Origin of the sequence: Paraburkholderia sprentiae WSM5005 (assembly GCF_001865575.2) — a bacterium.
GTDB classification, from domain to species: domain Bacteria; phylum Pseudomonadota; class Gammaproteobacteria; order Burkholderiales; family Burkholderiaceae; genus Paraburkholderia; species Paraburkholderia sprentiae.
Genome location: NZ_CP017562.2, coordinates 1,564,511 through 1,590,761 on the forward strand (window position 1 = coordinate 1,564,511; position 26,251 = coordinate 1,590,761).

Consider the following 26,251-nt stretch of genomic DNA (forward strand, 5'->3'; position numbering starts at 1 on the left):
TCCTTTTGCGTCAGGCGCTGTGCAGTTGACGGCCAACCGGCAGTTGCCGCAGCCGCTTGCCGGTGGCCGCATAGATCGCGTTGGTCAGCGCGGGCATGAGCGCCGCGGTGCCGGGCTCGCCGATACCGCCGGGCGCCTCGCCACTCTTCACGATATGCACGTCGACCGGCGGGGTCTGGTGGATGCGCAGAATCCGATAATCGGTGAAGTTGTTCTGCTCGACGCGGCCGTCCTTGATCGTGATCTCGCTATACAGCGCGCCCGTGATGCCGAAGATGATGCCGCCCTGCACCTGCGCCTCGATCGTGTTCGGATTGACGAACATCCCGCAATCGACCGCGCAGTTGACGCGCTTGACCGTCACCTCGCCCTGCTCGACCGCGACCTCGACGACGATCGCCAAAAAGCTGCCGAACGCGTGCATCACCGAGACGCCGCGCCCTTGCCCCTGCGGCAGCGCGCTGCCCCAGTTGCCGGCTTGCGCGGCCACATTGAGCACGTTCAGCGCGCGCGGCGATTTGCCGAGCAGATCGCGCCGATACTGCACCGGATCGATCTTCGCGTGCGCGGCGAGTTCGTCGATAAAACTCTCGACCACGAACGTGCCGCGCGTCGCCCCGACGCCGCGCCAGAACGCGGTGGGTACCGCGTGCGGCTCGACGCGCACGTAGTCGACCAGCTGGTTCGGCAGGTCGTACGGCAGATCGGCGGCGACTTCCACGGCGTCAGGATCGACTCCATTCTTGAACGCGGGCGGCGCGAAGCGCGCCATGATCGACGAACCGGCAATGCGGTGCTGCCACGCGATCGGTTTGCCGTTCGCGTCGAGCCCGGCCGAGATCGTGTCGTAGTAATACGGCCGGTACATGTCATGCTGGATGTCTTCTTCGCGTGTCCATAGCACCTTGACCGGCGTCGACACGTGTTTGCCGACCTTCACGGCCTGCGTGACCATGTCGGTTTCGAGGCGCCGCCCGAAACCGCCGCCGATCAGATGGTTGTGCACGATGATCTTGTCGGCAGGCAAGCCTGTGACCGCGACCGCCGCATCGACGACGCGCGTCGGCACCTGCGAGCCGAGCCAGATTTCGCACGCGTCGCCGCGCACGTGGACCGTGGCGTTGGCCGGCTCCATCGTGGCGTGCGCGAGAAACGGCTGCTGGTAGACCGCGTCGACGCGCGACTTCGCGTCGCCGAACGCGCGGCCGACATCGCCGTCCTTGCGTGCCACCGCGCCGCCGTGTTGCGAGGCCGCAGCGAGATCGTCGACGATGCGCTTCATCGATAGCTGCGCGCCCGCGCCTTCGTTCCACTTGATGTCGAGCGCCTGCAGGCCGCGTTTCGCGGCCCACGTATGAGCGCCGATCACCGCGACCGCGTTGTCGAGCTTGATGACCTCGCGCACGCCGGGGATCGTCTTCGCATGCGTATCGTCGACGCTCGCGAGCGTGCCGCCGAACACGGGACAGTTCGCGATCGCCGCGTAGACCATGGCGGGCAAGCGCACGTCGAGACCGAACTGCGCGGTGCCGTCGACTTTTTCCGGCGAATCCAGACGCCTGACCGGCGTGCCGATCAGCTTGAAATCCTTCGGATCTTTCAACGGCACGTTCCGCGGCGCGGGCAGCGCGGAGGCCGCCTGCGCGAGCTGACCATAGGTCGCGCTGCGATTGCTCGCCGCGTGGATCACCTGAGCGGCCTGCGCATGGCAACTGGACGGATCGACCTGCCACTGCTGCGCGGCGGCGTTGATCAGCAGCACGCGCGCTGTCGCGCCCGCGCGACGCATCGGCTCCCACGCGAAGCGGATCGACGTCGACCCACCGGTCAACTGCCCGCCGAGCAGCGGGTCCTTGAACAGCTGTTCGTTCGGTGGCGCATGATCGAGCGTGACTGCGTCGAGCGGCACTTCGAGTTCCTCGGCGATCAGCATCGGAATCGACGTATAGACGCCCTGCCCCATCTCGACCTTCGGCATCACGAGCGTCACCTTGCCGGCGGTGTCGATCTGGATGAACGCGTTCGGCGCGAACACGCCGCTCTGCGGCGCCTCGTTCGCGTCGCCGCCGATCACGCTGTTGCCCGCCTTCCGATCCTCGCTCGCGGCCGGCATGCTGAAGCCGAGCAGCAGACCGCCGCCGGCCGCGGCGCCCACTGTCACGCCGAATTTGAGGAAGCTGCGCCGCGAGATGCCGCTTACCTGCCGCGTGTCGGTGTCCGACGGCTGCGCGCCGTTCTGTGCATCGAGCAATCCTTGGGACATGTCAGGCCCCCTTCGCGGCGTGCTTGATCGCCGCCCGCACGCGATGGTAGGTTCCGCAGCGGCAGATGTTGCCGGCCATCGCGGCATCGATGTCGGCATCGCTCGGATTAGGATTGCGCGCGAGCAGCGACGCCGCCGACATCACCTGCCCCGACTGACAGTAACCGCATTGCACGACGTCGAGTTCACGCCAGGCCTGCTGCACCTTCTGGCCCGTGGGCGTGGCGCTGACCGCTTCGATCGTGACGATCTTGCGCTCGCCGACCGCCGCAGCCGGGAACACGCACGAGCGCACCGCGACGCCATCGAGATGCACGGTGCATGCGCCGCATTGCGCGATGCCGCAGCCGAACTTGGTGCCGGTCAACCCGACGAGATCGCGCAGCACCCACAACAGGGGCATGTCGGGCGGGGCATCGACGGTATGCGTTTCGCCGTTGATATTGAACGTTGTCATGAGCGGCTCCGGGTGGGGGGTGTCGTTGTGATCACACGGTTTAGCTTGCGACGCCGCACCAGAGCGCGAAAGGTGCCGGTTTTGTTCGGCACGTCGCGCTAATACGCGATGAAATGCGGCCTGTGATCGAGCGGGTGTCGCCAGAAAACCGGCCGATTGTAGTCGTGTCGAAAGAAGTTCGCTTTCAGGGTGCCAGGCCGAACGTGGCGTGCTATGCGCGCTGGCTCGCATGTGTCGGTGGGACCGATGCGTTACCATCGACGGATCAATCCGTTAGCGTGATCGCGCGACCCGCTGCATCGCACTGCGCGGTGGCGACGCACGATTCCGTCGAGTCACCCCAGCCGCAGGAGCCGCCGATGAACGACCCGCAATGCACTCAATTCCTCACGGATATTCGCCGACCGTTGCTCGCGCTGCACAAGGCGATTCTCGATCACGAACGCGCCGCGTATGAAAAAGAGTTCGGCCCGGTCACGCCGGCGGCTTTCCTGCAGGTGCTGATCAACGGTTCGGGGTTTCGCTGGCTGACGCCGCTATCGACGGTGATCGCGAGCGTCGACGAAACGCTCGACGACGCGGAAGCCGATGCCGGCGACCGTCTCGCGACCGCCGAGGCCGTGGTCGGCCTGTTCTCGCCCGATCAACCGAACAACGGCTTTTTGCCCCGTTATCTGCCGCTATTGCAGGCCGATCCGGCGATCCTGCATCATCACGGCGAGGTTGCGCGATTGCTGCGCGGCGTGCAAACGAAGTAACGGCGGTTCATCGGCAGCACGGGGGCGGCGTATGCGTTGCGTGGCGGCTCCTGTATTTCCTCACCGTTCGTAGACGGCTGCGGGTCGAGGCCGCATCGTCGAGAGCGGGTACTGTTTCGCGGATTGACAGGAATGCGCTCGCACGACGGTACTTTCGCAACGATTTGACGACCGCCAGACTGCGCGGTCGATCCAATTACCTGGCTTTGCTGACTAAAATCAAGGTGAGCTTTTTCGGGACCGCCGAAGCTCAGCCGCGTCCCTGCGGCAGATAAGGCAGCGGATCGACCGGCTTGCCATCGCGCCGCACTTCGAAGCCGACCGATACACGCGAGTTGCTCTCGTCACCCATCTCCGCGATCTGCTGTCCCTTGCGGACGACGTCGCCCATCTTGACCAGCAGTTTGCGGTTATGCGAATACGCGGTCAGAAAGTCCTTGTTGTGCTGCACGATGATCAGGCTGCCGTAGCTGTTCAGTCCGGTGCCCGCGTACATCACCTTGCCGTCGGCGGCGGCTCGCACCGCATCGCCCGCTTTGCCGCCGATCTCGATGCCGCGCGTTTCGCCTGGCTGGAATGCTTCGACGACGCTGCCGGCAGCGGGCCACGCGAGCGTCACGCTGCTCGCATGCCGGCGGGTTTCCTGCGTGACTTCGCGCGCTTCGGTCGCATTCGGAGCCGGCGCGGCAGCCTGCGCCGAAGCTTGCGCGGGCGCTGGTGCCGACGCTTGCGACACAGTCGGCGCCGCGGATTGCGCCGCGGCCGCCGCATTTGCCGCGGCATTGGCCATCTTCAGCGCGCGCACCGTCTCCGGTGATGCCACGTGCAGCACCTGCCCCGGCTTCAGCCGCGCCGACGCCTTCAGCCCATTCCATGCCTGCAACTGCTTGACGCCGATGTGATGACGCTGCGCGACCCGCGCAAGCGTGTCGCCGCGCCTGACGCGATACACGAGCGGCGGCGATTTTTTCGGCGGCGCGCTATCGCGGGCATCGATCGACAGCGCTGCGGCTGCCGCCTGATCGCCAGGCGCTGTTCCGGCCGGCTTCGCCGCCGGCACGCCGGACACCGTGGCGGCGCCGGTTGCCACGGTGTCCGTCGCATTCGGCTGGCCGACGTTCGCACAACCGCTGACCGCCAGCGCGACCCAAGCCCCGGCGAGACCGGCCAATAGCGTTCTATCGAAACGCTTTCTCATGTTGTTCGACTCCTGCTGTATAGATGCCCAAGCCGGACGCCGCGATGCCGCTGAAGGCGCGCGATCTTCGGCCGCGCGGCCCTGCGGACGACACGGCGAAGCCGCCTCGTACGGCGCTCATCCCGCGCCTGCCCGCCGATCGAATAGGTCGCGGAATTCTAAGGTGTCGTTCGATGAAAACGCTCCGCTTCACACACTCTGATACAGACGTTACGAGCCGTATTTCCGCGTGACGACGGCCGTGCTTTGGGACGCCAACGCGCGCACTTCGCCGCGCGCCCGCGACGCGTTGAGATTCGTTGACATTCGACTTATCGGCAGACGCGGGCGAAACTTGAACGGCCACGCGTCGCGGCGGAGGGGCGCAAAAAAGCCAGCCCTCGAATCTGAAGGCTGGCCGAATCGCGTCGATGAGCAGCGAACTAGAACTTGTGCCGGATCGCCGCGCGCACGACGACCTGCCTCGACGTCGACGACGGCGACTGCGTGCCGGGGATGAATGCGTAATCGAGGATCGACAGCGTGGAATCGCCGGTGACCTGTTGATAGGCGCCCTGCAGATAGAGGTCGGTGCGCTTGGACAGGTTGTAGTCCGCCATCAGCCCGAACGTATGGATGCGCGGCTTCACGCCGCCGTTCGATGCGTCGTAGGTTTCCATCGTGTACACGTACTGCGCGCCAACGAACAGCACCGGCGAAATCTGATACTTGCCGTTGATCTCGAAGTTCTGATACTTGAGCGAGTTCAGCAGGACGCCCGACGGCGTGACAGGTACGAGCGGCACCAGCGGCGCGATACCGAGGTAGCCGTTTGCGGTCGGCTCGAGATAGTTCGAGTTGCTATAGACGAAGCCTGCCGTCGCCGGTCCTAACGTATAGGTAATGCCGCCGCCGAACACGCGCAGGCGCGTCGCGACGAAGCCGGCGTCGTTCGTGGTGATCGCGCCGTTCGGGCCGTTGCCCGGATGATTGGCCTGCAGATAGGCCGCCGCGACCAGCAGGCCGCCGTAGGTGTATTGGCCGCCGAAGCTGTAGGCGCGATTGTTGGCAAAGCTCGTGTCGTTACTGAAGCTGTACGCGCCGCCGAACTGGAAGCCCGAGATCGACGGACTCGTGTACTTGACCGTGTTGTCGAGGCGGAACGTGTTGTCGGTGTTGTCGTTGTCGTAGGGATGCGAGAACAGCTCGCCGCCCCAGCTGCCGTTGGCCGTGGTCTGCGCCAGATAATCGACGACCGAATCATATTGTCTGCCGAACGTCAGCGTGCCGTACGGCTGCGAGCTGAGTCCGACGAAAGCCTGCCGGCCGAACAGGCGGCCGCCCTGCCCCAGCCGCCCGGAATTGAGATCGAAACCGCCCTCGAGCTGGAAAATCGCCTTCAGCCCGCCGCCGAGATCTTCCGCACCCTTCAGGCCCCAGCGGCTTCCCTGCGCAAGACCGCTCGCAAGTTCATAAACGTGGCCGTGGCCTACGTTGTTCGTGTAGTTGACGCCTTCGTCGATCACGCCATACAGCGTGACGCTAGTCTGCGCGGCGGCAGGCGCGGCAAAAACGGCAGATGCAGCAACGGAGACAGCCAGCGCGAACACGTGCTTGTTCATGATGATCTCCCTGCACCTCGAGTGATAGGCCAACTCGATCCGGTCGCTTTGTTCGCTACGTTCTTTTTTCGTCACTTTCGCAGCCGTTCTGAAGACGGCTCCAATGGCTGCTCTTTCCAGAAATCCTCACACGACATCGTCTGTCCGTCCATGAGAGGATGCGCCGATCGTCAAGAACGTTGCTAATTCTCCACTGCGCGTTGCTGCCTCTTTTTTCGTGGCGTCGCTTCAGGTAAACGGCAGCGGCTGCTGCCGATCTCGCTGCGTCATTGCCGCAAAAAGAAATATAATCTTGCGCCTTTGCTGCGATGCAACGGAACTCGACGCCGCAGCGAAGGTCATCCTTACGGCCCGCTGGCGACCGCCTCGCGAAGTTGGCCGAAAGCGCCGAAGCGGACCACAGGCGAAGCCAGCATTTGACGCCTCCCGCCGCAGTATCCGATCCCATATTAAAAAGCCCTGTGAGACGCCCGCCGCGCTGAATCAGCGCGCCGTCGCACGGGGCTGCTTTTCATGCAAACCATGACCAAGTCCTCCTCCCGTCTGATTGAACTCGACTTTTTTCGCGGACTGGTTCTGCTGATCATCGTCGTGGATCACATCGGCGGCAGCATTCTGTCGCGCGTGACGCTGCATGCGTACGCGCTGTGCGATGCCGCCGAAGTGTTCGTGTTCCTCGGCGGCTTCGCGACCGCCACGGCCTATGCGACGCTCGCCGAGCGACGCAACGAGACGATCGCGCGCAGCCGCTTTCTGCGCCGCTCGTTCGAAATCTATCGCGCGTTTCTCGTCACCGCCGGGCTGATGCTGCTCGTCAGCGCGGTGCTCACCGCATTCAGCATCGACGGGCCGAATCTCGCCACGACCGATCTCGACGATCTGATCGACACGCCGCTTGCCGCGCTGCGCGATATCGTACTGCTGCGCCGTCAGCCGTATCTCGCGTCGGTGCTGCCGATGTACGCGTTCTTCGCGCTGCTGGTGCCCACGATTCTGCCGCACGCGCGCAGCAAGCCGTGGCTGCTGCTTGCCGGCAGCATCGCGCTGTGGGCCGGCGCGCCGGCGATCAGCAAGTACCTGCCCGGCGCGCCCGACATGCACTGGGACTTCAACCCGTTCGCGTGGCAGCTGATGTTCGTGCTCGGCGTGCTCGCGCGCTGCCAGCCTGTGTATCAGCGGATCAGCGCGCACCGCTTCGGCTGGCTTGTGAGCGTGCTGGCGTTCGCGGTGGTCGTGGGCGCCGCGTACTACAAGCTCGTTGTGCTGCACGCGCCGCTACCCGCGAGCCTCAAGCAAAACCTGTCCTACCTGCGCGCGGGCAACTTCGTCGCGATCGCGTGGCTTGTCGCGAATCTGATCGCGCTCGGCTGGGCCAACAAAGTCGCGCGCCGGCTGACATGGGTCGGCTTGATCGGGCGTCAGGGCTTGCTGTGCTTCATTGCCGGCGCGGTGATTTCACTGGTGATCGACTCGGTGCTCTACGCGGCGACCGATGGTTACCTGAACTATCCGCTCGGGCTGCTCGCCGATGCGGCCGCGGTCGGCGCGCTGTTCGCCGTCGCGCTGGGCGTCGAGCCGCTGAAGCGGTTGATCGGGCGGTTCGTGGCCGGGCGGCTCGGGACCTCGGGCTAAACGAAAACCGCCGTGAAGTCTGCCCCTGTTTCCGCCTCAAATCCGGCGCCAATGCTGATAGCATGACGGCCGCGCGCGCATCCCGCGACTGCCGGCCTTCCACACTGACATGCGTCGATTCCTCTATTTCGCCCTCGCGCTGCTTGGCTTCGCTGTCGGCGCGCCCGCGTTCGCGAGCACGGTCGCGAGCCGCAGCTTTCACTCCGATGCGCTCGGCCGCGACTGGAATTACACGATCTATCTGCCGGGCGGCTATCGCGCGGACGGTCCACGCCTGCCGGTGCTTTACCTGCTGCACGGCAATAACGGCGACGCCAACGACTGGCTCACGCAAGGTCATCTGCAGAGCGCCGCGGACACGCTGATCGAGCGCAAGGAGATTGCGCCCGTCGTCATCGTGATGCCGCAAGGCGGCACGGACTGGTACGTCGACCGCAAGGAAAAGATGGAGAGCGCGTTCTTCGACGATCTGCTGCCCGAGATCGAAACGCACTACGCGGTCGCGACGCAGCGAGGGGGCCGGATGATCGGCGGTGTGTCGATGGGCGGTTTCGGCGCGCTGCGCTACGCGCTGACTCACCCGGAGATGTTTTGCGGCGCGCTGCTGCTCAGTCCCGCGATCTATGCGAACGAGCCGCCGCGCGCGTCGGCGGCGCGGCGGGTCGGCGTGTTCGGCGAGCGCCATTTCGATCCGCGCGTATGGCACGAACTCAATTATCCGGCGCAGTGGGACCGGTACATGAGCCAGCCATACCGCCTGCCGATGTTCATCGCATCCGGCGACGACGACCTCGACATCCAGGCCGACGCGTCGCTGCTGTACACGCATCTGCGGCTCGCGGGCAACCCGGCCGCGCTGCGGATCATCGGCGGCGGCCACGCGTGGGACGTGTGGAGCGCGCTGCTGCCTGCCGCGCTCAAATACACGCTGGGCTGCATGAAGCCGCCGGCGCAGGAGCATCCGTCGAATCAACGGCCTTGAGCCGGGCGGCACGGCACGGCGCGCGCAAGACCGCCCTGTCCGGCGCCCATCGACGCCCGCGCTACTCTACGAGATCGGTCCACAGCACCATCAGCACCGTCATCAACGCGGGGCCGATGAAAATCCCGAGCAGCCCGAACGTCTCCGCACCGCCGAGAATGCCGAACAGCACGAGCAGGAACGGCAGACGTGTCGAACTGCCGATCAGCACCGGCCGCACGAAGTGCTCGGCGACGAACACGACGATCGCGCCGAATAGCAGCAGCCCGCCCGCCGCGGCCATCGAGCCTTGCACGAGCAGCCACAAGGCCGCGAGCCCGAACACGATCGGCGCGCAGAACGGCAGCATCGCGGCGATCGCGGTGACGAAGCCGAGCAGCGCCGCGTGCGGCATGCCGGTCACAAAATAGGCGACGCCGAGCAGCAGGCCCTCGCCGACGCCGACCACGATCAACCCCGACACCGTGCCGCGCACCGCGGTCCCCATATGCGCGACGAGGTCCGCGCCGCTCTCGCCGAAACCGCGTCGCGCGGCCTTCAGCAGCGAGCCGGATAACCGCGGTCCCGCCTGAAAAATCACGAACAGCGTGATCAGCATGAACGCGAAAACCATCGCCGCATGCGCAGCGCGCGCGCCGAAATGTCGGCCGAGCGTCATCACCGTGTTGCTGTGCAGGCCCTTCATCGCGGCCGAGTCGCGCAGCGGCTGCGCGAGATTGGCCTGCCACCAGGTCGTGATCTGCTGCGCGCCGAACGGCAGACGGTTGATGAAGTCGGGCAGCGCAATGCCGTTCTCCTGCACGCCGCGGAACCAGTCGTTCAGTTCGTGCGCCTCGCGCAGCGCCTGCGCGATGCCGAGCCCGACCGGCAGCAGCACCAGCACGGCGATCACTAGCGTGAAAACCGTCGCGAGCAAGGTCGTGCGCCCCTTGAACCAGCGGCTGCCCGCCACCTTGTGCAGCAGCGGCCACAGCGCAATCGCGGCGACCCCGGCCCATGCCACCACCACGATGAAGTCGCGCACTACCCACAATGCGAGCAGCACGAGCCCGATATAGAGCACGACCGATGCCGCCTTCTGCCTTTTCAGGTGCTCGGCGGCGACGGACGACGATTCGGGAGAGTTGGGCGGGACTACCGGAGGGCGAGGAATCATGTGAACTCTTATGTTTTTAAACGGTGTGCGCGTGTGCCGACCTCAAAAATTCAAACCCGATACACTGACGGCTCAGTTCGCCGGCCCACCATCACATCTTAAAGGAAGCGTTGCCGTCCTTTTGCGGCCGCTGTCCTCGTCGCGCCGTAGGCAACACAGCGTTGCAAAAAGCCGCCTTATTAAAAAATCACATAAAAAAGCCTTGCAACGCCTGTCGTTGCGGCCCGCTGCGAATGTCAAGTCTGATTATTGCCATTCGCGGAACAGTGTTTCAACGGTGACACAATGGCTCTTCGGCGCGCGCGGGACTAAATTCGGCACTCCACAATACGGAGCCGATGATGACCCTAGAGTCCATCCCCCTCGACGGTAGCAATGGCGTACGCATCGAAATTCTCGAGAGCTCCGACACGACGCTGGTGATCCGCTGGGTCGAGCCGGGGCGCTGCCATTATGGCGAGCAGCGCTGGCGCCGCCGCTCGGCCCACTCGTCCGGCACCTGCGCGGTGTCGCGCCGCAAGATCCGGCGCGGTGACGCGGTATTCAAACCGGCCGAGCGCCCGGCGCCGTCGAATGCTTCCGCGATGATCTGCGCGGACATCCTCGAACCGCTGCTCGAAGCGGCCTGACGCGCCGCGGGTTTTAACGCCGCGCTCAAGGCCGGTCTCCCAAAAGTCCACGTGTCCGGCCGCCGCGCCGGCGCACGACGAACCGCGCCGCGGGTCCCGCTTCCGGTTGCCGGCCCGCGCCCTGTGCGTTAAGGTGGATTCGTTGCGCCCGCCCGAGCGCCGGCTCACTATCCGGCGCTGGCGGCGCGCCTTCCACCACCGCGCCGCGCCCGCGACGCCGTTTGAGGGCCGATCATGGCAGAAGACACGCCGCTAACCCGCGCGGCCAACGCCGCTTCCACGCCTTCCGCTTCGTCCGCTTCCTCCGCTCCTCCCGCTTCGCTGATCCCGCCGCAGCAGTTCGCGCTCGACGTGTTGCTCGAAAAATACGCGAAAGGCGACGAGCAATCGGCCGACGATGTATACCGCCGCGTCGCGCGCGGCGTCGCCGACGCCGAGCCGCCCGAATTGCGCGCGTCGGTCGAAGCGCAGTTCGTCGACAACCTGCGCCACGGCGCACTCGGCGCAGGCCGCATCATGAGCGCGGCGGGCAGCGGCATCGCCGCGACGCTGATCAACTGCTTCGTGCAGCCGGTCGGCGATTCGATCCAGGGCGTCGACGACCAGGGCTTGCCGGGCATCTACGTGGCCCTGCTGCAGGCGGCCGAAACCATGCGCCGCGGCGGCGGCGTCGGCTACAACTTCTCCGCGATACGGCCGAAGGGCGCGCGGGTTCATACGACCAGTTCGGCCGCCTCCGGTCCGTGCAGCTACATGGACGTGTTCGACGCGTCGTGCCGCACCGTCGAAAGCGCGGGCTCGCGGCGCGGCGCGCAGATGGCGGTACTCGACTGCGACCACCCCGACCTGCTGGACTTCATCGAAGCCAAGCATTCGAAGGGGCGCTGGAACAACTTCAACGTGTCGGTCGGCGTTACTGACGAATTCATGCGCGCGGTCGAGAACGACGAGCCGTGGCAACTGGTCCATCGCGCCGAGCCGTCGCCGGCGCTGCGCGCCGCAGGCGATGTGCGGCAGCGCGAGGACGGCCTGTGGGTCTACAGCGAGCACCCGGCGAGCGCGATCTGGGACCGCATCATGCGCTCGACGTACGACGTCGCCGAGCCAGGCATCGTGTTCATGTCACGGATGAACGAGGACAACAACCTGCGGGCCGTCGAAACGATCCGCGCGACCAACCCGTGCGGCGAGCAGCCGCTGCCCGCGTACGGCTGCTGCAACCTGGGACCGCTCAACCTGACGCGCTTCGTCGTCGATCCGTTCGCGCAACTGCAGGGCCGCCAGCCGTCGTTCGACTGGGACGAACTTGCGCGACGCACGCGCACGCAGGTGCGCTTTCTTGACGACGTGCTCGACGTCACGCTGTGGCCGCTGCCGCAGCAATACGACGAATCGCGCGCAAAGCGGCGTATCGGCGTCGGTTTCACCGGCCTGGGCGATACGCTCGTGATGCTCGGCCTGCGCTACGACTCACAGGAAGGCCGCGATTTCGCGGCGCGCATCGCGCGGCTGATACGCGACGAGGCGTACCGCGCGTCAGTCGAGCTCGCGAAGGAGCGCGGCGCGTTTGCGCTGTTTGACGCCGCGCGCTATCTGGAACCCGGCACCTTCGCCTCGCGCCTGCCCGAGGACATCCAGCAGGCAATCCGCCGCGACGGCATCCGCAACAGCCATCTGCTGTCCATCGCGCCGACCGGCACCGTGAGCCTCGCGTTCGCGGACAACGCGTCGAACGGCATCGAGCCGGCGTTCTCGTGGACCTATACGCGTATGAAGGTGATGGCCGACGGTGGCCGCGAATCGTTCGACGTCGAGGACTATGCGTACCGGCTTTATCGCGAGCTTGGCGGCGACGTGAGCCGGCTGCCGGACTATTTCGTCAGCGCGCTGCAGATGTCGGCGCGCGACCATCTCGACATGATGGCGGCCGTGCAACCGTACGTCGATACGTCGATCTCGAAGACCGTCAACGTGCCCGCTGACTATCCGTTCGACGCGTTCGAAAGCCTCTACTTCGATGCATGGAAAAGCGGGCTGAAGGGCCTTGCCACCTATCGCCCGAACGACACGCTCGGCGCGGTGCTGAGCGTGACGCCGGCGCAGGCCGACGACACGCTCGCCGAGATGGACCAGGACCCACTGCGCATCGCGATCGATCATCGGCCCAAAGGCGAATTGCCGGCGATCATCGAGAAGGTCGAATATCTGACTCAGGCGGGCAAGAAGTCGCTGTACGTCGCGGTGTCGTTCATCGAGGTGACGGGGCGGCTCGGCGGCGACGAAGTGACGATCGAGCGGCCGATCGAGTTCTTCATTCCGACCGGTCAGCGCGACGAGTCGCAGCAGTGGATCACCGCGACGATGCGTTCGCTGTCGCTTGCCGCGCGCGGCGGCTTTGTCGCGCGCAATCTTCAGGATATGCGCAAGGTGTCGTGGGATCGCGGCCAGGTGCGGCTTGGCGACGTGCAGCGTCTCGACGGTCATCGCGCGCCGCGCTGGCACGATTCCGAAGTCGCCGCGCTCGCATTCGCGATCCAGCAGATCCTGTACCGACGCGGCTTTCTCGACGCCGAGGGCAATCAGGTGTCGTCGCGGATGCTCGCGCGTTTGCCGCGCGGGCAAACGAAGACCGAGACCGCGCTGTCCGCCGATTTCGGCATCCGTCCGAATCCGGAGGATAGCTCGGACGCATTGCTGCAGCCGAACGGCACGCAAGGTCTGCATACGATGCTCGGGCGCAAATGCGGTTCGTGTGGCGCGAATGCCGTGATTCGCAAGGACGGGTGCGATTTTTGTACCGCGTGTGGGGAGGTGGGGGCGTGCGGGTAGCGAAATGCGAACTCGGCGACGATTCCGCGTTGGAAGAGATCGGCCATTCCGCGCAGGCCGGTACGGTCGGTCCGTATGAAAAAATCCTACGTCGACGGGGTGGACTCGCTGCCGGGCAGTTGCCGCACCAGCTCGATGAATGCCCGCAATCCGGCAGGAATATGTCGGCTTCCGGGAAAATAGAGAAACAGTCCGGGAATGAGCGGGCACCAATCACTCAGCACCGCAACGAGCCGCTTGCGTGCCATCGCGTCGCGCGCATACGGCTCGGGTACGTATGCAATGCCAAGTCCTTCCAGTGCCGCTTCGATCATCAACGTATTGCTGTCCATCGTGAGCGCGCCGGGCGGATCTATCGTGAAGCTCTGACCGTGACGCGCGAACTCCCATCGATATCGTTTGCCACTGGGCAGACGTTGCCGGATGCAGCGATGGGCCTGCAATTCGTCCGGCACGGCAGGCCGGCCATGCTTGCGCAGATAACGTGGCGACGCCACTGCAACGAAGCGTAAATCCTCGCTGACCCGTACCGCGATCATGTCCCTGGGTACCGCTTCACCGAGCCTTACGCCTGCATCGAAGCCTTCCGCGACGATATCGACGAAACGTCCGTCCGCAACGAGATCCAGCTCCATCTGCGGATACATCGCCAGAAAGCGCGGCACGGCAGTCTGGAGCAGTTGACGGATCGCCCCGTCGCTTCCATTGATCCGCAGCGTGCCGCGAAGCGCCTCGTCTTCCCGTGCGACATCGTCGAGCGCGTGATCGAGATCGCTCAACACCGGACGCAGACGTGCAAGCAGCCGCTCGCCCGCTTCCGTCAAGGACACGCTGCGAGTGGTCCGGTGCAGCAAGCGCACATCCAGATCGTTCTCGAGTCCGCGCATCGCATGGCTCAGCGCCGAACGCGACACACCCAGTTCGCCTGCGGCCTGCACGAAGCTGCGCCGCGCGGCGACGACCATGAAAGCCCGCAGATCGTTGAGAGTCTGTTTGCCCATTGGTGAATATCCTTCAACACGTCATGCCGATTGGCGTGACTTCTCCGACGAATTCCATTGTTCTAGCATGAACACCTGATCTTTCCAACGGAGTATGAGCATGACGAAGAACTGGCTGATCACGGGCGCATCGAGCGGCCTCGGGCGTGGGCTGACGGAGAAGCTGCTGGCACGCGGCGACGGCGTTGTCGCGACGCTGCGCAGGCCCGGCGCATTAGACGACCTGCGCAAGCAATACAGCGGCCAACTAGAGGTCGTCACTTGCGAACTGACCAACGTCGATGCAATCAGAGCCGCTGTCGCGCAGGCATTTGCTGCGTTCGCGCGCGTCGACGTCGTCGTCAGCAACGCGGGCTACGGGCTGTTCGGCGCGGCCGAAGAGCTCGACGACACCCAAATTGCACGGCAGATCGAGACCAATCTGACCGGGTCGATCCAGTTGATACGCGCGGTCATTCCGCGTCTGCGGAAACAGGGTGGCGGACGCATCGTGCAGGTGTCGTCGGAAGGCGGCCGCATCGGCTATCCGGCTTTTAGCATTTACCACGCGACGAAATGGGGAATCGAGGGTTTCGTCGAAGCTGCCGCGCAAGAAGTCGCACCGTTCGGCATCGACTTCGTGATCATGGAACCCGGTCCTACGCGCACCAACTTCGGCGCTGGTCTCGATCGCGCGGCGCCGATGCGCGTGTACGACGACACGCCCGTCGGTGAAATCCGGCGCGCACTCGACGGCGGCTATTTCGATTTTGCGGATGCGGCGAAAACGGTCGACGCAATGATCGCCGCGATCGACAGTCCGGCGCCTCCGCTACGGCTTGCGCTGGGCAAGTCCGCGTACGAATCGATACGTGCGTCGCTGACAAAGCAACTCGGTAGTCTCGAAGCGCAGAAGGAGATCGCGTTGTCGGTGATGGAGCGTGGATAGCCGATTGCGAGCCACTCCCTGCCGATGACAGTGTTCATCCGGGCCGTCCGTAGTCGGCCCGGCAGCAGACGCTCGCTGATTCCCATACAAGACCGTGTGCTGCGTGCCGGTGGCGACGGGGTCCGCGCACCGCTGAGCCAGCAAGGCGTCGCGAGGATTATCGCACCGGATTATCTGCGGCTTTATCGGGCCATCGTTGCTGAGGCCGAGCGTCTTCCGGAACCCGGCCAGGTGTTTTACGAAAATGGTGCAAAGGTCGTACGAGCCTTCGCCGCAAAAATTCTGCGAAAGCGATTTGACGAATCGACTGCTGCATTGCGCGCAGCGACATTCGTCCAGTTGGTGCTAGGGGACGCGTATCTGGAACTGTCAATTGGCTACACGGTGCCCGATGTTGAAGCGCGCTTTGCGCTGCAGATTGACGAGGCGGTGACGGCTGCACTTCGCTAAGGAGCGCCGCATAAGATCTCGAGCCATTGGAACGAATAGCGCTTTCGCCTGCTGACCTCTAACCCTGCATTCGGCCGGCTGGGTATATTGAATCTATGGCCGGCCCGAGATTTGCAACTTCTGGATTTGACGTCCTCGTGGCTTGCACAAACCTATCCGTAATCCATGTTCCGAGATGAAAGCCGCACCGGTCCATCCTCAAAATGTCGGCAGTTGCCAATCGGTCGCGATCTGTATGCTGCGATGTTGAAATCAAGCTTCCTTCGACGCGTCGCATTTTGACCGTGCCCTTCGCGGGCCTTGCATCGTCGCATTAACGGTAGATCAAGGCGCAAAACGCCGACAGTTCGTGTTAGTTAAGAATACAAATTGCGCCTATGCTGCTCTGGCCACGCTCTGAAACGGCGCCGGGGTCGAGTGCCATGTCATTCCGCGTGCATAAGAGGGCGAAAGTATGTCACTCAATATGTTTTCCATGCGCCCGCCGCGCGGTGCGCGCAAGCTGCCCGCCGTCTCCATCGTCGTGTCGCTGCTTGGTCTGTCGTGCGCGGCACCGGTTTTTGCAGCAGGCACGTTGCCGCAAGGTGGAGCCTATGTAAGCGGAAATGGCTCCATTGCCGGTGCCGGCAATACGCTGACCGTGACACAACCGGGTTCAACCCGCGGTGTGATCAACTGGAACAGCTTCTCTATCGGCCGAAACAATACCGTCGTGTTTAACAACGGTTCTGGCGCGACGCTAAATCGCGTGACAGGCGGATCGCCATCCGCGATTCTCGGCAAGCTCAACGCAACCGGGAGTGTCTATCTGATCAATCCGCAAGGCGTGGTAGTCGGTCAACAAGGTGTCGTTAGCACTGGCGGTCGCTTTGTTGCCTCTACGCTCGACACTGACAACGCGTCGTTCATGAACGGGGGCGCACTGACGTTCTCCGGCCAGTCGGAGCAGCGTGTCGTCAATCTTGGCCGCATTGGCTCTACGAATGGCGACGTGCTGCTCATCGCCGCTAAGGAAGTAGACAACTATGGCAGCATCAGAGCGCCGCAAGGCACGGCTGAGGTCGCTGTCGGCAACAAGGTGTTACTGCAGGATTCGTCCAGCTCGCAGCAGATGTTCGTGCAGACGGCGAGCGGTGGCGCAATCGTCAACACAGGTGTGATCGAAGCCGCACAGGTGAGCCTGCAAGCCGTGGATGGCAACATCTATGCGCTCGCCGGTTGCGACGACGTGGTACGGGCGACGGGCACCGCAACCCGGGGCGGGCATGTGTGGCTGGTTGCTGGCACCGCGGGACAGGTGATTCTTGCGGGTAACGTGGGCGCGCAGAACGCTGACGGCACTGGCGGCACGGTCGATACCAGTACGGGGCTTCTCACTTTCTGGGGCGATCTCACGAAGGTCACGACCGGTCAATGGAACATTACGCTGCCCGCATACACGTTCGATAACGGCGCGGCGCGCACCTTTGCGCGCAGTCTGAATGCGAGCACGTCGATCGGCATGACGACGACAGGTGCATCGGGCCAAAGCGGCGATATCGGCGTCGAGCACAGCATCCAATGGACGGGCGACTCATCACTCACATTGAACGCGGCACATGGCGTTTCAGTCGCGTCGGGCGTGACGCTCAGCAACCAGGGTGGCGGCGCGCTCACACTTCGCGCAGATGCAGGAAGCATTAATAACGGCGGCAGCGTCACCAATAGCGGCACCATTGACTGGTCTTCGAGTACCGGCATCGTGAGTGCGCTCTACGACATCAGCGGCAGCTATACGCCGGGCACCGTGCTCAGCAATAGCGCGTGGAGGCCGCCCGCCTACAGCGGTCTCGTCACGCAGATCACCGGTTACAAGCTCGTCAATTCGGTGCAGGATTTGCAGAACATAGTCGAGGAAATGGGCGGCAACTACGCACTTGGCAAGGATATTGATGCGAGCGACTATGCGTTCAGGACGCTCGGTTTCGCCACTAATGCGTCGTTTTCCGGGCAGTTCAACGGAATGTGGCACACGGTGTCGAACATCTCACCCGACGCCAATGCGGTGTTCAGCGATATTGCCGCGAACGGCGTTGTCAGAGACGTGAACGTTAACGCGAACTCACATATTTATGCGCCCTCGTTCAGGTCCGTCGGCATTCTGGCCGGCACCAACCACGGCTTGATTGTGAACACCTTCACCTCGGGCGCGATCCGGCCGCCGAGCAACGATTCCGGCGCGACGATCGGCGGCCTGGTCGGTAGCAACTACGGCACGATCGCGCGTTCGGGCAGCAGTGCGAACGTCACAGCCGACTCGTGTGGCGGGGGGCTGGTCTATAGCAACACGGGAACGATTACCCAGTCATACGCGACCGGCGACGTGTCGAGCAACGAGTCGCGCGGCTCATCCGCTGGCCTCGTGCACAGCAACACCGGCACAGTCACGCAGTCGTTCGCGACGGGCAAGGTCTCCGCGTTCAATGTGGCACTGGACGGCGCGGTCTGCTACTACTGCTCGGGACTCGGCAGCGATGTGTACTGGAACGTCGATACAACCGGATTGACGACTAGCGGCGGTAATCTGCCGCCTTCAAACGGGCTAACGACCGCGCAGATGAGTAATCCCGCGAGCTTCGCTGGATGGGACTTCGGTACCGGCGGGGCTTGGGCACTGCCTGCCGGCACAACGCATCCGGTGCTGCGCTGGCAGATCGAACACTAGGCGATGGTCATCGTCGGAGCGTCGGTGGTTCTACCCAGCCGGCAACCCGCGGGGCCGCTTCGGGAGCTTCCACCCGTTGCGAGCGACGGCGAGCGTGTAGTGCGCACATACTGGCGCAAAAAACTCCGCGCGTCTGTCGACGCACGGGCTCGTTGCACCAAGGCGATCAATTCGCGCTTTCATTTCATCGTTGAATGCAAGCGATGCCACCGCAGCAACCGCCGGCCGGCCCCGCATCGCAGCGGAACCGGCTCGACTGCCGCAGCGCTACCTGCTGTCGTCAGCCTTGCTGGCTGTTGGACGCCTCCAGCACCACAGCCTTGATGGCCTGGACGTGCACACCAAGCTGTTTCTTGGCGACCGCCAAGCCGTAGCTGGCTGCGTCCTCGTCGCGTTGGTGCGCGATATTGGACGGCAGATTCACGACCAGCGTGCCATCGTTGAGCAGACGCACATGCATCTCGATCAGTTCGCCATCGGCACGTGCGACCACGCCATGAACCCAATCGCTCCCCTGCCCGGCGAGATCGGGTGTCTTGAACGCCAGATTGGCGACGCCTTCCAGTGCGATGTCGTTGCCTTGGTCGACGACTTCGAAAGTCCCCTTGTTATCGAGCTTATGGGCAGCTTCCGCGCGGTACAGGACCAACGTATTGTGCGTCGCGGGCTGTTCCTTCTCGTCGCCTAGGGCCAAACTGGTCCAGCCATTGGCTCTCACGATGGACGTATCGAGCACTGTCGTGACGGCGTTGGCATCGTTCGCCCCCTGCGGAGCACTGCCGGGCCGCGGTGCATCATAGAGCCCAGCGATCGACTGCGGCGCTCCGTCGCGCGTCGCGATGCCGTTGCCTGCTGTGTTGCTGCCGCTGCCGCTCGCATTCTGGTCGGACTTTGCCGTGCCGTTCACTCCCTGAACCGGCGCGACCGCCGCGACGGGTGAGTAATTGGCGACGATGTCCGCCTTGCCGACTTCCGCATGAGTGTCGAGCACGTAGTTGCCTGCATCGGTGCCCGCGAGCGACAACCCCGATCCAGAGACCGACTTGCTCCTACCGACGTTCTGGTCGGCGAAGCTTCCACGCCCACCGTTCACGTGGATATCGTCACCCGCGACGATGTCGCCGGCGTTCAGTACCACGTCGCTCAACTGCGCATTCGTATTGCCGTCGAAAGTCTTCCCAGCGACGGTGGCAGTTGCCGCGATCGACTTCGGCGCGATGCTAGCCGTGGCGACCGCGCTGCTGCCGTCGAGCACATAGTTGCCCGCATCGGCACCTGTCAGCGAAAGCCCCGCGCCGAAGACTGCCTTTTGGGCGCCGGCGTTTTTGTCGGCGAACGTTCCGGTATTGCCGGCGACGCGAAGGTCATCGCCGGACACTACGTCGCCTGCGGTCGGCTTCACGTCGGTCAGGTGCTCTGCGGTGGTGCCGTCGTACGTCTTGTCGCCGGCGGTCGCCGTGGCCGTGACCGACTTCGGCGTGATGGCCGCAGTCGCCACCTGCGCCGACGTGTCGAGCACGTAGTTGCCTGCATCGGTGCCCGCGAGCGACAGCCCCGAGCCATCGACCGACTTGCCGGTGCCGACATTCTTCGTGTCGAAACTGCCGGTGCTGCCCGCCGCCGACACCGTATCGCTGCCTACCAGCCCAGCGAGCGTCACGTTGCCAAGCTGAGCCGTGGTCGTGCCGTCGTACACCTTGTCGCCGGCGGTCGCCGTGGCCGTGACCGACTTCGGCGTGATGGCCGCAGTCGCCACCTGGGCGGACGTGTCAAGCACGTAGTTGCCTGCATCGGTGCCCGCGAGCGACAGCCCCGAGCCATCGACCGACTTGCCGGTGCCGACATTCTTCGTGTCGAAACTGCCGGTGCTGCCCGCCGCCGACACCGTATCGCTGCCCACCAGCCCAGCGAGTGTCACGTTGCCAAGCTGAGCCGTGGTCGTGCCGTCGTACACCTTGTCGCCGGCGGTCGCCGTGGCCGTGACCGACTTCGGCGTGATGGCCGCAGTCGCCACCTGCGCGGACGTGTCGAGCACGTAGTTGCGTGCATCGGTGCCCGCGAGCGACAGCCCCGAGCCATCGACCGACTTGCCGGTGCCGACATTCTTCGTGTCGAAACTGCCGGTGCTGCCCGCCGCCGACACCGTATCGCTGCCCACCAGCCCAGCGAGTGTCACGTTGCCTAGCTGAGCCGTGGTCGTGCCGTCGTACACCTTGTCGCCGGCGGTCGCCGTGGCGGTAATCGACTTCGGCGTGATGGCCGCGGTCGCCACCTTGGCCGACGTGTCGAGCACGTAGTTGCCTGCATCGGTGCCCGCGAGCGACAGCCCCGAGCCATCGACCGACTTGCCGGTGCCGACATTCTTCGTGTCGAAACTGCCGGTGCTGCCCGCCGCCGACACCGTATCGCTGCCCACCAGCCCAGCGAGTGTCACGTTGCCAAGCTGAGCCGTGGTCGTGCCGTCGTACACCTTGTCGCCGGCGGTCGCCGTGGCGGTGACCGACTTCGGCGTGATGGCGGCAGTCGCCACCTGCGCCGACGTGTCGAGCACGTAGTTGCCTGCATCGGTGCCCGCGAGCGACAGCCCCGAGCCATCGACCGACTTGCCGGTGCCGACATTCTTCGTGTCGAAACTGCCGGTGCTGCCCGCCGCCGACACCGTATCGCTGCCCACCAGCCCAGCGAGTGTCACGTTGCCAAGCTGAGCCGTGGTCGTGCCGTCGTACACCTTGTCGCCGGCGGTCGCCGTGGCCGTGACCGACTTCGGCGTGATGGCCGCAGTCGCCACCTGCGCCGACGTGTCGAGCACGTAGTTGCCTGCATCGGTGCCCGCGAGCGACAGCCCCGAGCCATCGACCGACTTGCCGGTGCCGACATTCTTCGTGTCGAAACTGCCGGTGCTGCCCGCCGCCGACACCGTATCGCTGCCTACCAGCCCAGCGAGCGTCACGTTGCCAAGCTGAGCCGTGGTCGTGCCGTCGTACACCTTGTCGCCGGCGGTCGCCGTGGCCGTGACCGACTTCGGCGTGATGGCCGCAGTCGCCACCTGCGCCGACGTGTCGAGCACGTAGTTGCCTGCATCGGTGCCCGCGAGCGACAGCCCCGAGCCATCGACCGACTTGCCGGTGCCGACATTCTTCGTGTCGAAACTGCCGGTGCTGCCCGCCGCCGACACCGTATCGCTGCCTACCAGCCCAGCGAGCGTCACGTTGCCAAGCTGAGCCGTGGTCGTGCCGTCGTACACCTTGTCGCCGGCGGTCGCCGTGGCCGTGACCGACTTCGGCGTGATGGCCGCAGTCGCCACCTGGGCGGACGTGTCAAGCACGTAGTTGCCTGCATCGGTGCCCGCGAGCGACAGCCCCGAGCCATCGACCGACTTGCCGGTGCCGACATTCTTCGTGTCGAAACTGCCGGTGCTGCCCGCCGCCGACACCGTATCGCTGCCCACCAGACCAGCGAGTGTCACGTTGCCAAGCTGAGCCGTGGTCGTGCCGTCGTACACCTTGTCGCCAACGGTGGCCGTGGCGGTGACTGACTTCGCGGTAATGCCGGCCGTCGCGACCGCGCTGCCGTAGTCAATCGCATAGTTGCCCGCTTCAGCGCCGGTCAGCGTGAGGCCCGTGCCATAGACCGACTTGCCGCTGGCGGCGTTCCTGTCGCTGAAAACACCCGTCGTGCCGGTGACTGCGACCTTGCCGGCATCGCCGGCGAGCACGCCTGTCACCACTTGCGGGTTGCTCAACGTGGCTGCCTTCGTGCCGTCGTAGACCTTGTTGCTGGCGGTGGCGCTGACGGTCACCGTCGCCTGGTTGATCACACCGATATCACCCTGTATCGCACCGCCCGTCGCACCGACGCCGCCGGTGCCGCCGCTCAGGTTGTAGCCGTACGCCCGGATCTGATGGCCCGCCACGTCGTCATCGGCAGAATTGCTGTCGCCGCCGTTGGTCGCTGTGCCGATCGTCACGCCTGTGGCGCTCACCGTCTTGCCATTGGCGACCGTGACCGTGCCGGCACCGACGCTCACCGAGCCATCGGGATTCGCATTCTTGTCGCTGAACTGGGCGGACGTCAGGCCCGCCTGGCTGACCGCCACCTGCACGTTGTCGCCGTCGATGCCGTTGCTCACGAGTTTGACGTTGCCATTGACGGTCAACGCCGAGCCCGTGGTGCCGTCCTGATACGTGACCGTTGTGTTGGTTAGCCCGGTCGTGCCATCGTAGGTCTTCGTGACCGCGCCAACGAAGGTCGCTTCCACCGTCGGCGAGATTTTGTAGACCTTGCCGTTGACCGTCGAGTTGTCGAAAGCCGTGGCGCCGGAGCCGCCCGACAGGGTCAGCAGCTGGCTGAGCGTGTGCGTGCCGTCGATCAGCCGGGTATCGGGGTGTGTATCGGACTGGGTGCCGTTCGCATAGCTGTACGTACCATCGGCCTGTGCGAAGGCGCCGTCGGCATCCAGATAGGCTGCGTTGTAGACCTTGAAGTCGTAGGTCAGCCCACCGGTCACATCCATGTCCGGCGACGTCGAATAGGTGAGCCAGCGCCCGCCTGCCGAGAACGCGTCGGAACCGCGGTCATTGACGAAATTGCCATTGGCCGACGATGCAATGATGTCGCTGCCAGCGGCCACGGTGCCATTGCCCGTGATCGTCACGTTGCCGGTGATGTTGTCGTTGTTCGCCACTCCCGGCGTCCAGGCATGGCCGGCTGAGGGCAGCGTGCCCGCCTGGTCGATGCCGTCGCGTGCGTTCACGGCCTGCAGCACCACCGAGCCGCTACTGTTGCTCAGCGGGCCGTTCACGACAATGTTGCCGTTGATGAGACCGAGTTCGCCGGGCACAGTGAACGTGAAGCCTGGCGTGACCGCAGCGCCCGCGCTGTTGGTGGACGATTCCACTTCCGTCGTACCGGTGCCATCGGCGCGGCCGATGATGAGACTGCGCACGCCATCGGCTTGCAGCTTCGCGAGATCGGCCTCGCTGATGAAGCTGCTACGCCCGGTCTGACCGGTGACCGTCCCATCCCGCTTGACGGTGCCATCGCCAACCATCACGCCTTGGGTGTTGTTGAGAAACAGGTTGTCGCTCGCGTTCTGGGACTTGATCTGCAGATCGACGCTGTTCAGGCCATTGATGACCGCGCTCGAGTCGAGCGTGATCTGCGAGCCCTGCAAGCCCACGACGGACGACGTGGTGGCGTGCCCCGTCGCCTTGTCCGTCGTTGTCATCGTGACATTGCCGAGGCTGACCGATCCGGTCGTGTTCTGGATGTCGGCGCCACCCTGAATCGTATAGCCGGTCAGATCGAGATTGGACTGCGACACGATGAGCTGGCCGCCGAGGATAACGCCACCGCTTTTGCCCCCCAGACCGGACCAGCCCATCACGTACTGGTTATAGGTGTTGTTGACGCTGCTGCCGGTAAATCCTTTGGCCTTGGCAATGTCGAGCCCCGTGTACAACTGCCCACTGCCCAGATTGGTGACGCCGGACAGGAGCGCGTACGACGTGTCGTCCGTATAACCGAAACCCAGATACAGGTTACCGTTGTTGGTGGTCACGTTATGGCTCAGGATCACGTTCCCGACGCCGCCGCTATCCGAGTCACCAGACACCCGGATGTAACCGCCGTGCGTGGTGAGATCGCCGTTGACCGCGAGGCCATCGGCGCCTAGTAGCGTGATGCTGCCGGGCGCGGGATGATCGGCAAGCGTGGTGTAGGCCGTGCCGAGCTGATAGTTCGTGCCGACATGCGCGGGCATGTTGGCCGGGCCAAGGTTGTACGACGGATTCGTCAGGTCGGTGTCGCTGCCCACTACAAGATTGAACACGCCATAGTTACCGGTGACAAGCTGGCCGTTGCTGTTCAGCGGTTGCCCGATCGTGCCTGTCCCAGACCCGCCCCCCTCAATGTAGATGAAGGCGTTGCCGGATACAGCCAGCGTGTTGCTGCTGTTCAAGAACTGGATCGAACTCTTCGTCGACGAAACCGACTCGACATAAACGCTCACGCCCGGCTGCATCGTGATCATGCCGTCGCCCGTGACGTAGGCCTTCGTCAGGCCGTCGTTGGTCGGTGCCGCGTGCGTGGTAGTGGAGGCGATCGTGCTGCCCGCGCCGTTCTTGTTCAGATCTTCGAACGTGATGTCGCCCGACGCGAGCAGCGCGACATTCGCGGTCTGCTTTTCAAGCGTGCCTTCGTAGATCTTCATGTCGCCGGTGCTGCTGGAGCTGTCCCAGCCGCTGGTTGCGCCGGTGCCGGGATCATCGCCGCCATAGATTTCGATGGTCGTCGGATCGAGCAGCAGGTCGCCCGTAATGCCCTTCGGAGCAAGTGCGTTGGTGAGCCCGGTGTAATGCAGCCCGCCCTTGCCCGATACTTCCGCGAGGCCGCCGTCCCCGCCGTTGGCGCCGCCGCGGATGAAAATGTTGCCGGCGAAATCGTTGTTGCCATCCGACCAGAACGTGACCGTTCCGCCATTGCCGGTGTTGGTGGCGTCGGCGTAGACGTTCACGTCCCCGCCCGTGGTGACCGAGTGAGCGTTGCCAACGCTGGCGTCTTCGCCTTTGAGACCGCCGCCGACCTTCACGGTGCCGCCGCCGGTCGCTCCGCTCGCGTTAAGCGTCGCGCCGTTGACGGCGATGTCGGTCCCCGCAACGACGATGTTGCCACCGGACCCGCTCGCGGACGAGACATCGAGCGTTCCGGAAACGGCGGTCGTACCGTTCGCGGTGTCGTTGTCGAGCACGATGCGGCCATTGCGCGACTCGAGACTCTTCGCCTCGATGACGCCGGTGTTGTTGACGACACTGCTGACGGCTGCATCTGCCGCCCGGGCGCTGAGCACCACGCTACCGCCATCGGCAGAGATCTTGCCGTCGTTACGCACGAGCGCGTTCAGCACCCCACGGTCGACGTTGACGCTAACGAGCCCATCGCCGTCGAAATCGAGGCTGACCGCATCGCCCGCTGCCATCGCCACGCTGCCGTTCGGCGTGCTGATCGTGCCGCTGCTGCTGACCTGCGGCCCGATCAGCGCCACCACGCCGCCTGAGGCCGTGATGTTGCCCTGGTTGATCACGGCCCCGCCTGTCGCGCCGCCGGTGAAACGTGCTTTGCCGGCGAGGAAATCATCGTCGCTGATATTGAGCGACGACGCGACGAGCCCGCCCACATTGATCTGCGCGCCTTTGCCGATCATCACGCCGCCCGGATTGACCAGCCACACCTGGCCGTTCCCGCTCAATTTGCCGAGGATCTGGCTGGGGCCGCCGCCGCCCACGACGCGGTTCAGCGCGACGCTATCCCGGCCCGGCTGCACGAACTGGACGCTGGCATTGCTGCCGACGTCAAAGCTGCGCCAGTTCGTGACCATCCGACCGCTGGTCTGGGTGACGACCATTTGCGTGCCCGCCTGGGCAATGTTGCCGCTGCCAGCGGTAATGGCGCCGCCGCTTGGCAGCGGTCCGCCAGCCCAGGCTGCGCTGGCGGCCGAGCCGACGGCCACGGCCAGCAAGGCGGCCGTGAGTTGCCGGCTGGCCCGGCTGCCCTTGCCGCGCGCTGATGCGTTCTCGGCTACGGCCACCCAGGCGTCCGACGATGCGCTCCAGACGAGGCGATATACGTGATTGAGTGATGCGCGTTTCATGTGGAAGTCCTATCT

Annotated in this window: 15 protein-coding genes; 8 read left to right on the plus strand and 7 right to left on the minus strand. The window is 64.6% G+C overall.

All coding sequences use genetic code 11. From position 1 onward, the window contains the following. Positions 1–10 precede the first annotated feature (10 nt). Positions 11–2,263, minus strand: coding sequence for a xanthine dehydrogenase family protein molybdopterin-binding subunit (locus tag BJG93_RS23905; protein WP_071336598.1), 2,253 nt, complete (start codon positions 2,261–2,263; stop codon positions 11–13). A gap of 1 nt (position 2,264) precedes the next feature. Further along, positions 2,265–2,720 carry a (2Fe-2S)-binding protein gene (locus tag BJG93_RS23910; RefSeq protein ID WP_027193827.1) on the minus strand — a complete coding sequence of 152 codons (456 nt, stop codon included), beginning with the start codon at positions 2,718–2,720 and terminating at the stop codon, positions 2,265–2,267. A 359-nt stretch (positions 2,721–3,079) separates the two neighbouring features. On the opposite strand from BJG93_RS23910, the gene BJG93_RS23915 reads away from it, so the two are divergent. Next, the gene (locus BJG93_RS23915; RefSeq protein WP_027193828.1) at positions 3,080–3,478 is read left to right on the plus strand and encodes a hypothetical protein; all 399 of its coding nucleotides are present in this window, start codon (positions 3,080–3,082) and stop codon (positions 3,476–3,478) included. Positions 3,479–3,728: 250 nt separating this feature from the next. Here the strand turns inward: BJG93_RS23915 and BJG93_RS23920 are convergent, their stop codons facing one another. Continuing rightward, positions 3,729–4,676: a peptidoglycan DD-metalloendopeptidase family protein gene (locus tag BJG93_RS23920; RefSeq protein ID WP_027193829.1), complete on the minus strand. Its 948-nt coding sequence runs from the start codon at positions 4,674–4,676 to the stop codon at positions 3,729–3,731. A 422-nt stretch (positions 4,677–5,098) separates the two neighbouring features. Beyond that, positions 5,099–6,277, minus strand: a complete 1,179-nt coding sequence (locus BJG93_RS23925; RefSeq protein WP_027193830.1) for a porin — start codon at positions 6,275–6,277, stop codon at positions 5,099–5,101. Between the two features lie 522 nt (positions 6,278–6,799). Here BJG93_RS23925 and BJG93_RS23930 point away from each other — a divergent pair. Then, positions 6,800–7,909 carry an OpgC domain-containing protein gene (locus BJG93_RS23930; RefSeq protein ID WP_027193831.1) on the plus strand — a complete coding sequence of 370 codons (1,110 nt, stop codon included), beginning with the start codon at positions 6,800–6,802 and terminating at the stop codon, positions 7,907–7,909. A 109-nt stretch (positions 7,910–8,018) separates the two neighbouring features. Next, complete coding sequence (locus BJG93_RS23935; protein ID WP_027193832.1) at positions 8,019–8,891, plus strand: alpha/beta hydrolase; 873 nt, start codon at positions 8,019–8,021, stop codon at positions 8,889–8,891. 61 nt (positions 8,892–8,952) lie between these two features. On the opposite strand, the gene BJG93_RS23940 is transcribed toward BJG93_RS23935, so the two are convergent. Continuing rightward, positions 8,953–10,047, minus strand: a complete 1,095-nt coding sequence (locus tag BJG93_RS23940) for an AI-2E family transporter (protein ID WP_027193833.1) — start codon at positions 10,045–10,047, stop codon at positions 8,953–8,955. A 341-nt stretch (positions 10,048–10,388) separates the two neighbouring features. On the opposite strand from BJG93_RS23940, the gene BJG93_RS23945 reads away from it, so the two are divergent. Both BJG93_RS23945 and BJG93_RS23950 read left to right on the plus strand, forming a co-directional pair. After that, on the plus strand, positions 10,389–10,676 hold the full coding sequence (locus tag BJG93_RS23945) for a DUF3331 domain-containing protein (protein ID WP_027193834.1): 288 nt from the start codon (positions 10,389–10,391) through the stop codon (positions 10,674–10,676). A 234-nt stretch (positions 10,677–10,910) separates the two neighbouring features. After that, complete coding sequence (locus BJG93_RS23950; RefSeq protein WP_027193835.1) at positions 10,911–13,505, plus strand: adenosylcobalamin-dependent ribonucleoside-diphosphate reductase; 2,595 nt, start codon at positions 10,911–10,913, stop codon at positions 13,503–13,505. Positions 13,506–13,591: 86 nt separating this feature from the next. On the opposite strand, the gene BJG93_RS23955 is transcribed toward BJG93_RS23950, so the two are convergent. After that, complete coding sequence (locus BJG93_RS23955) at positions 13,592–14,506, minus strand: LysR family transcriptional regulator (RefSeq protein WP_027193836.1); 915 nt, start codon at positions 14,504–14,506, stop codon at positions 13,592–13,594. Between the two features lie 100 nt (positions 14,507–14,606). Between BJG93_RS23955 and BJG93_RS23960 the strand changes: the two genes are divergently transcribed. From BJG93_RS23960 to BJG93_RS23970, 3 genes are all read left to right on the plus strand, one after another. Continuing rightward, positions 14,607–15,434 (plus strand): SDR family oxidoreductase, encoded by an 828-nt coding sequence (locus BJG93_RS23960; protein ID WP_027193837.1) that lies wholly within the window; start codon positions 14,607–14,609, stop codon positions 15,432–15,434. 96 nt (positions 15,435–15,530) lie between these two features. Next, positions 15,531–15,884: a TetR/AcrR family transcriptional regulator C-terminal domain-containing protein gene (locus tag BJG93_RS23965; RefSeq protein ID WP_231337509.1), complete on the plus strand. Its 354-nt coding sequence runs from the start codon at positions 15,531–15,533 to the stop codon at positions 15,882–15,884. 454 nt (positions 15,885–16,338) lie between these two features. Next, positions 16,339–18,588, plus strand: a complete 2,250-nt coding sequence (locus BJG93_RS23970) for a two-partner secretion domain-containing protein (RefSeq protein WP_027193838.1) — start codon at positions 16,339–16,341, stop codon at positions 18,586–18,588. 280 nt (positions 18,589–18,868) lie between these two features. Here the strand turns inward: BJG93_RS23970 and BJG93_RS23975 are convergent, their stop codons facing one another. Further along, positions 18,869–26,236 carry a YDG domain-containing protein gene (locus BJG93_RS23975; RefSeq protein WP_231337510.1) on the minus strand — a complete coding sequence of 2,456 codons (7,368 nt, stop codon included), beginning with the start codon at positions 26,234–26,236 and terminating at the stop codon, positions 18,869–18,871. Positions 26,237–26,251: the final 15 nt, after the last annotated feature.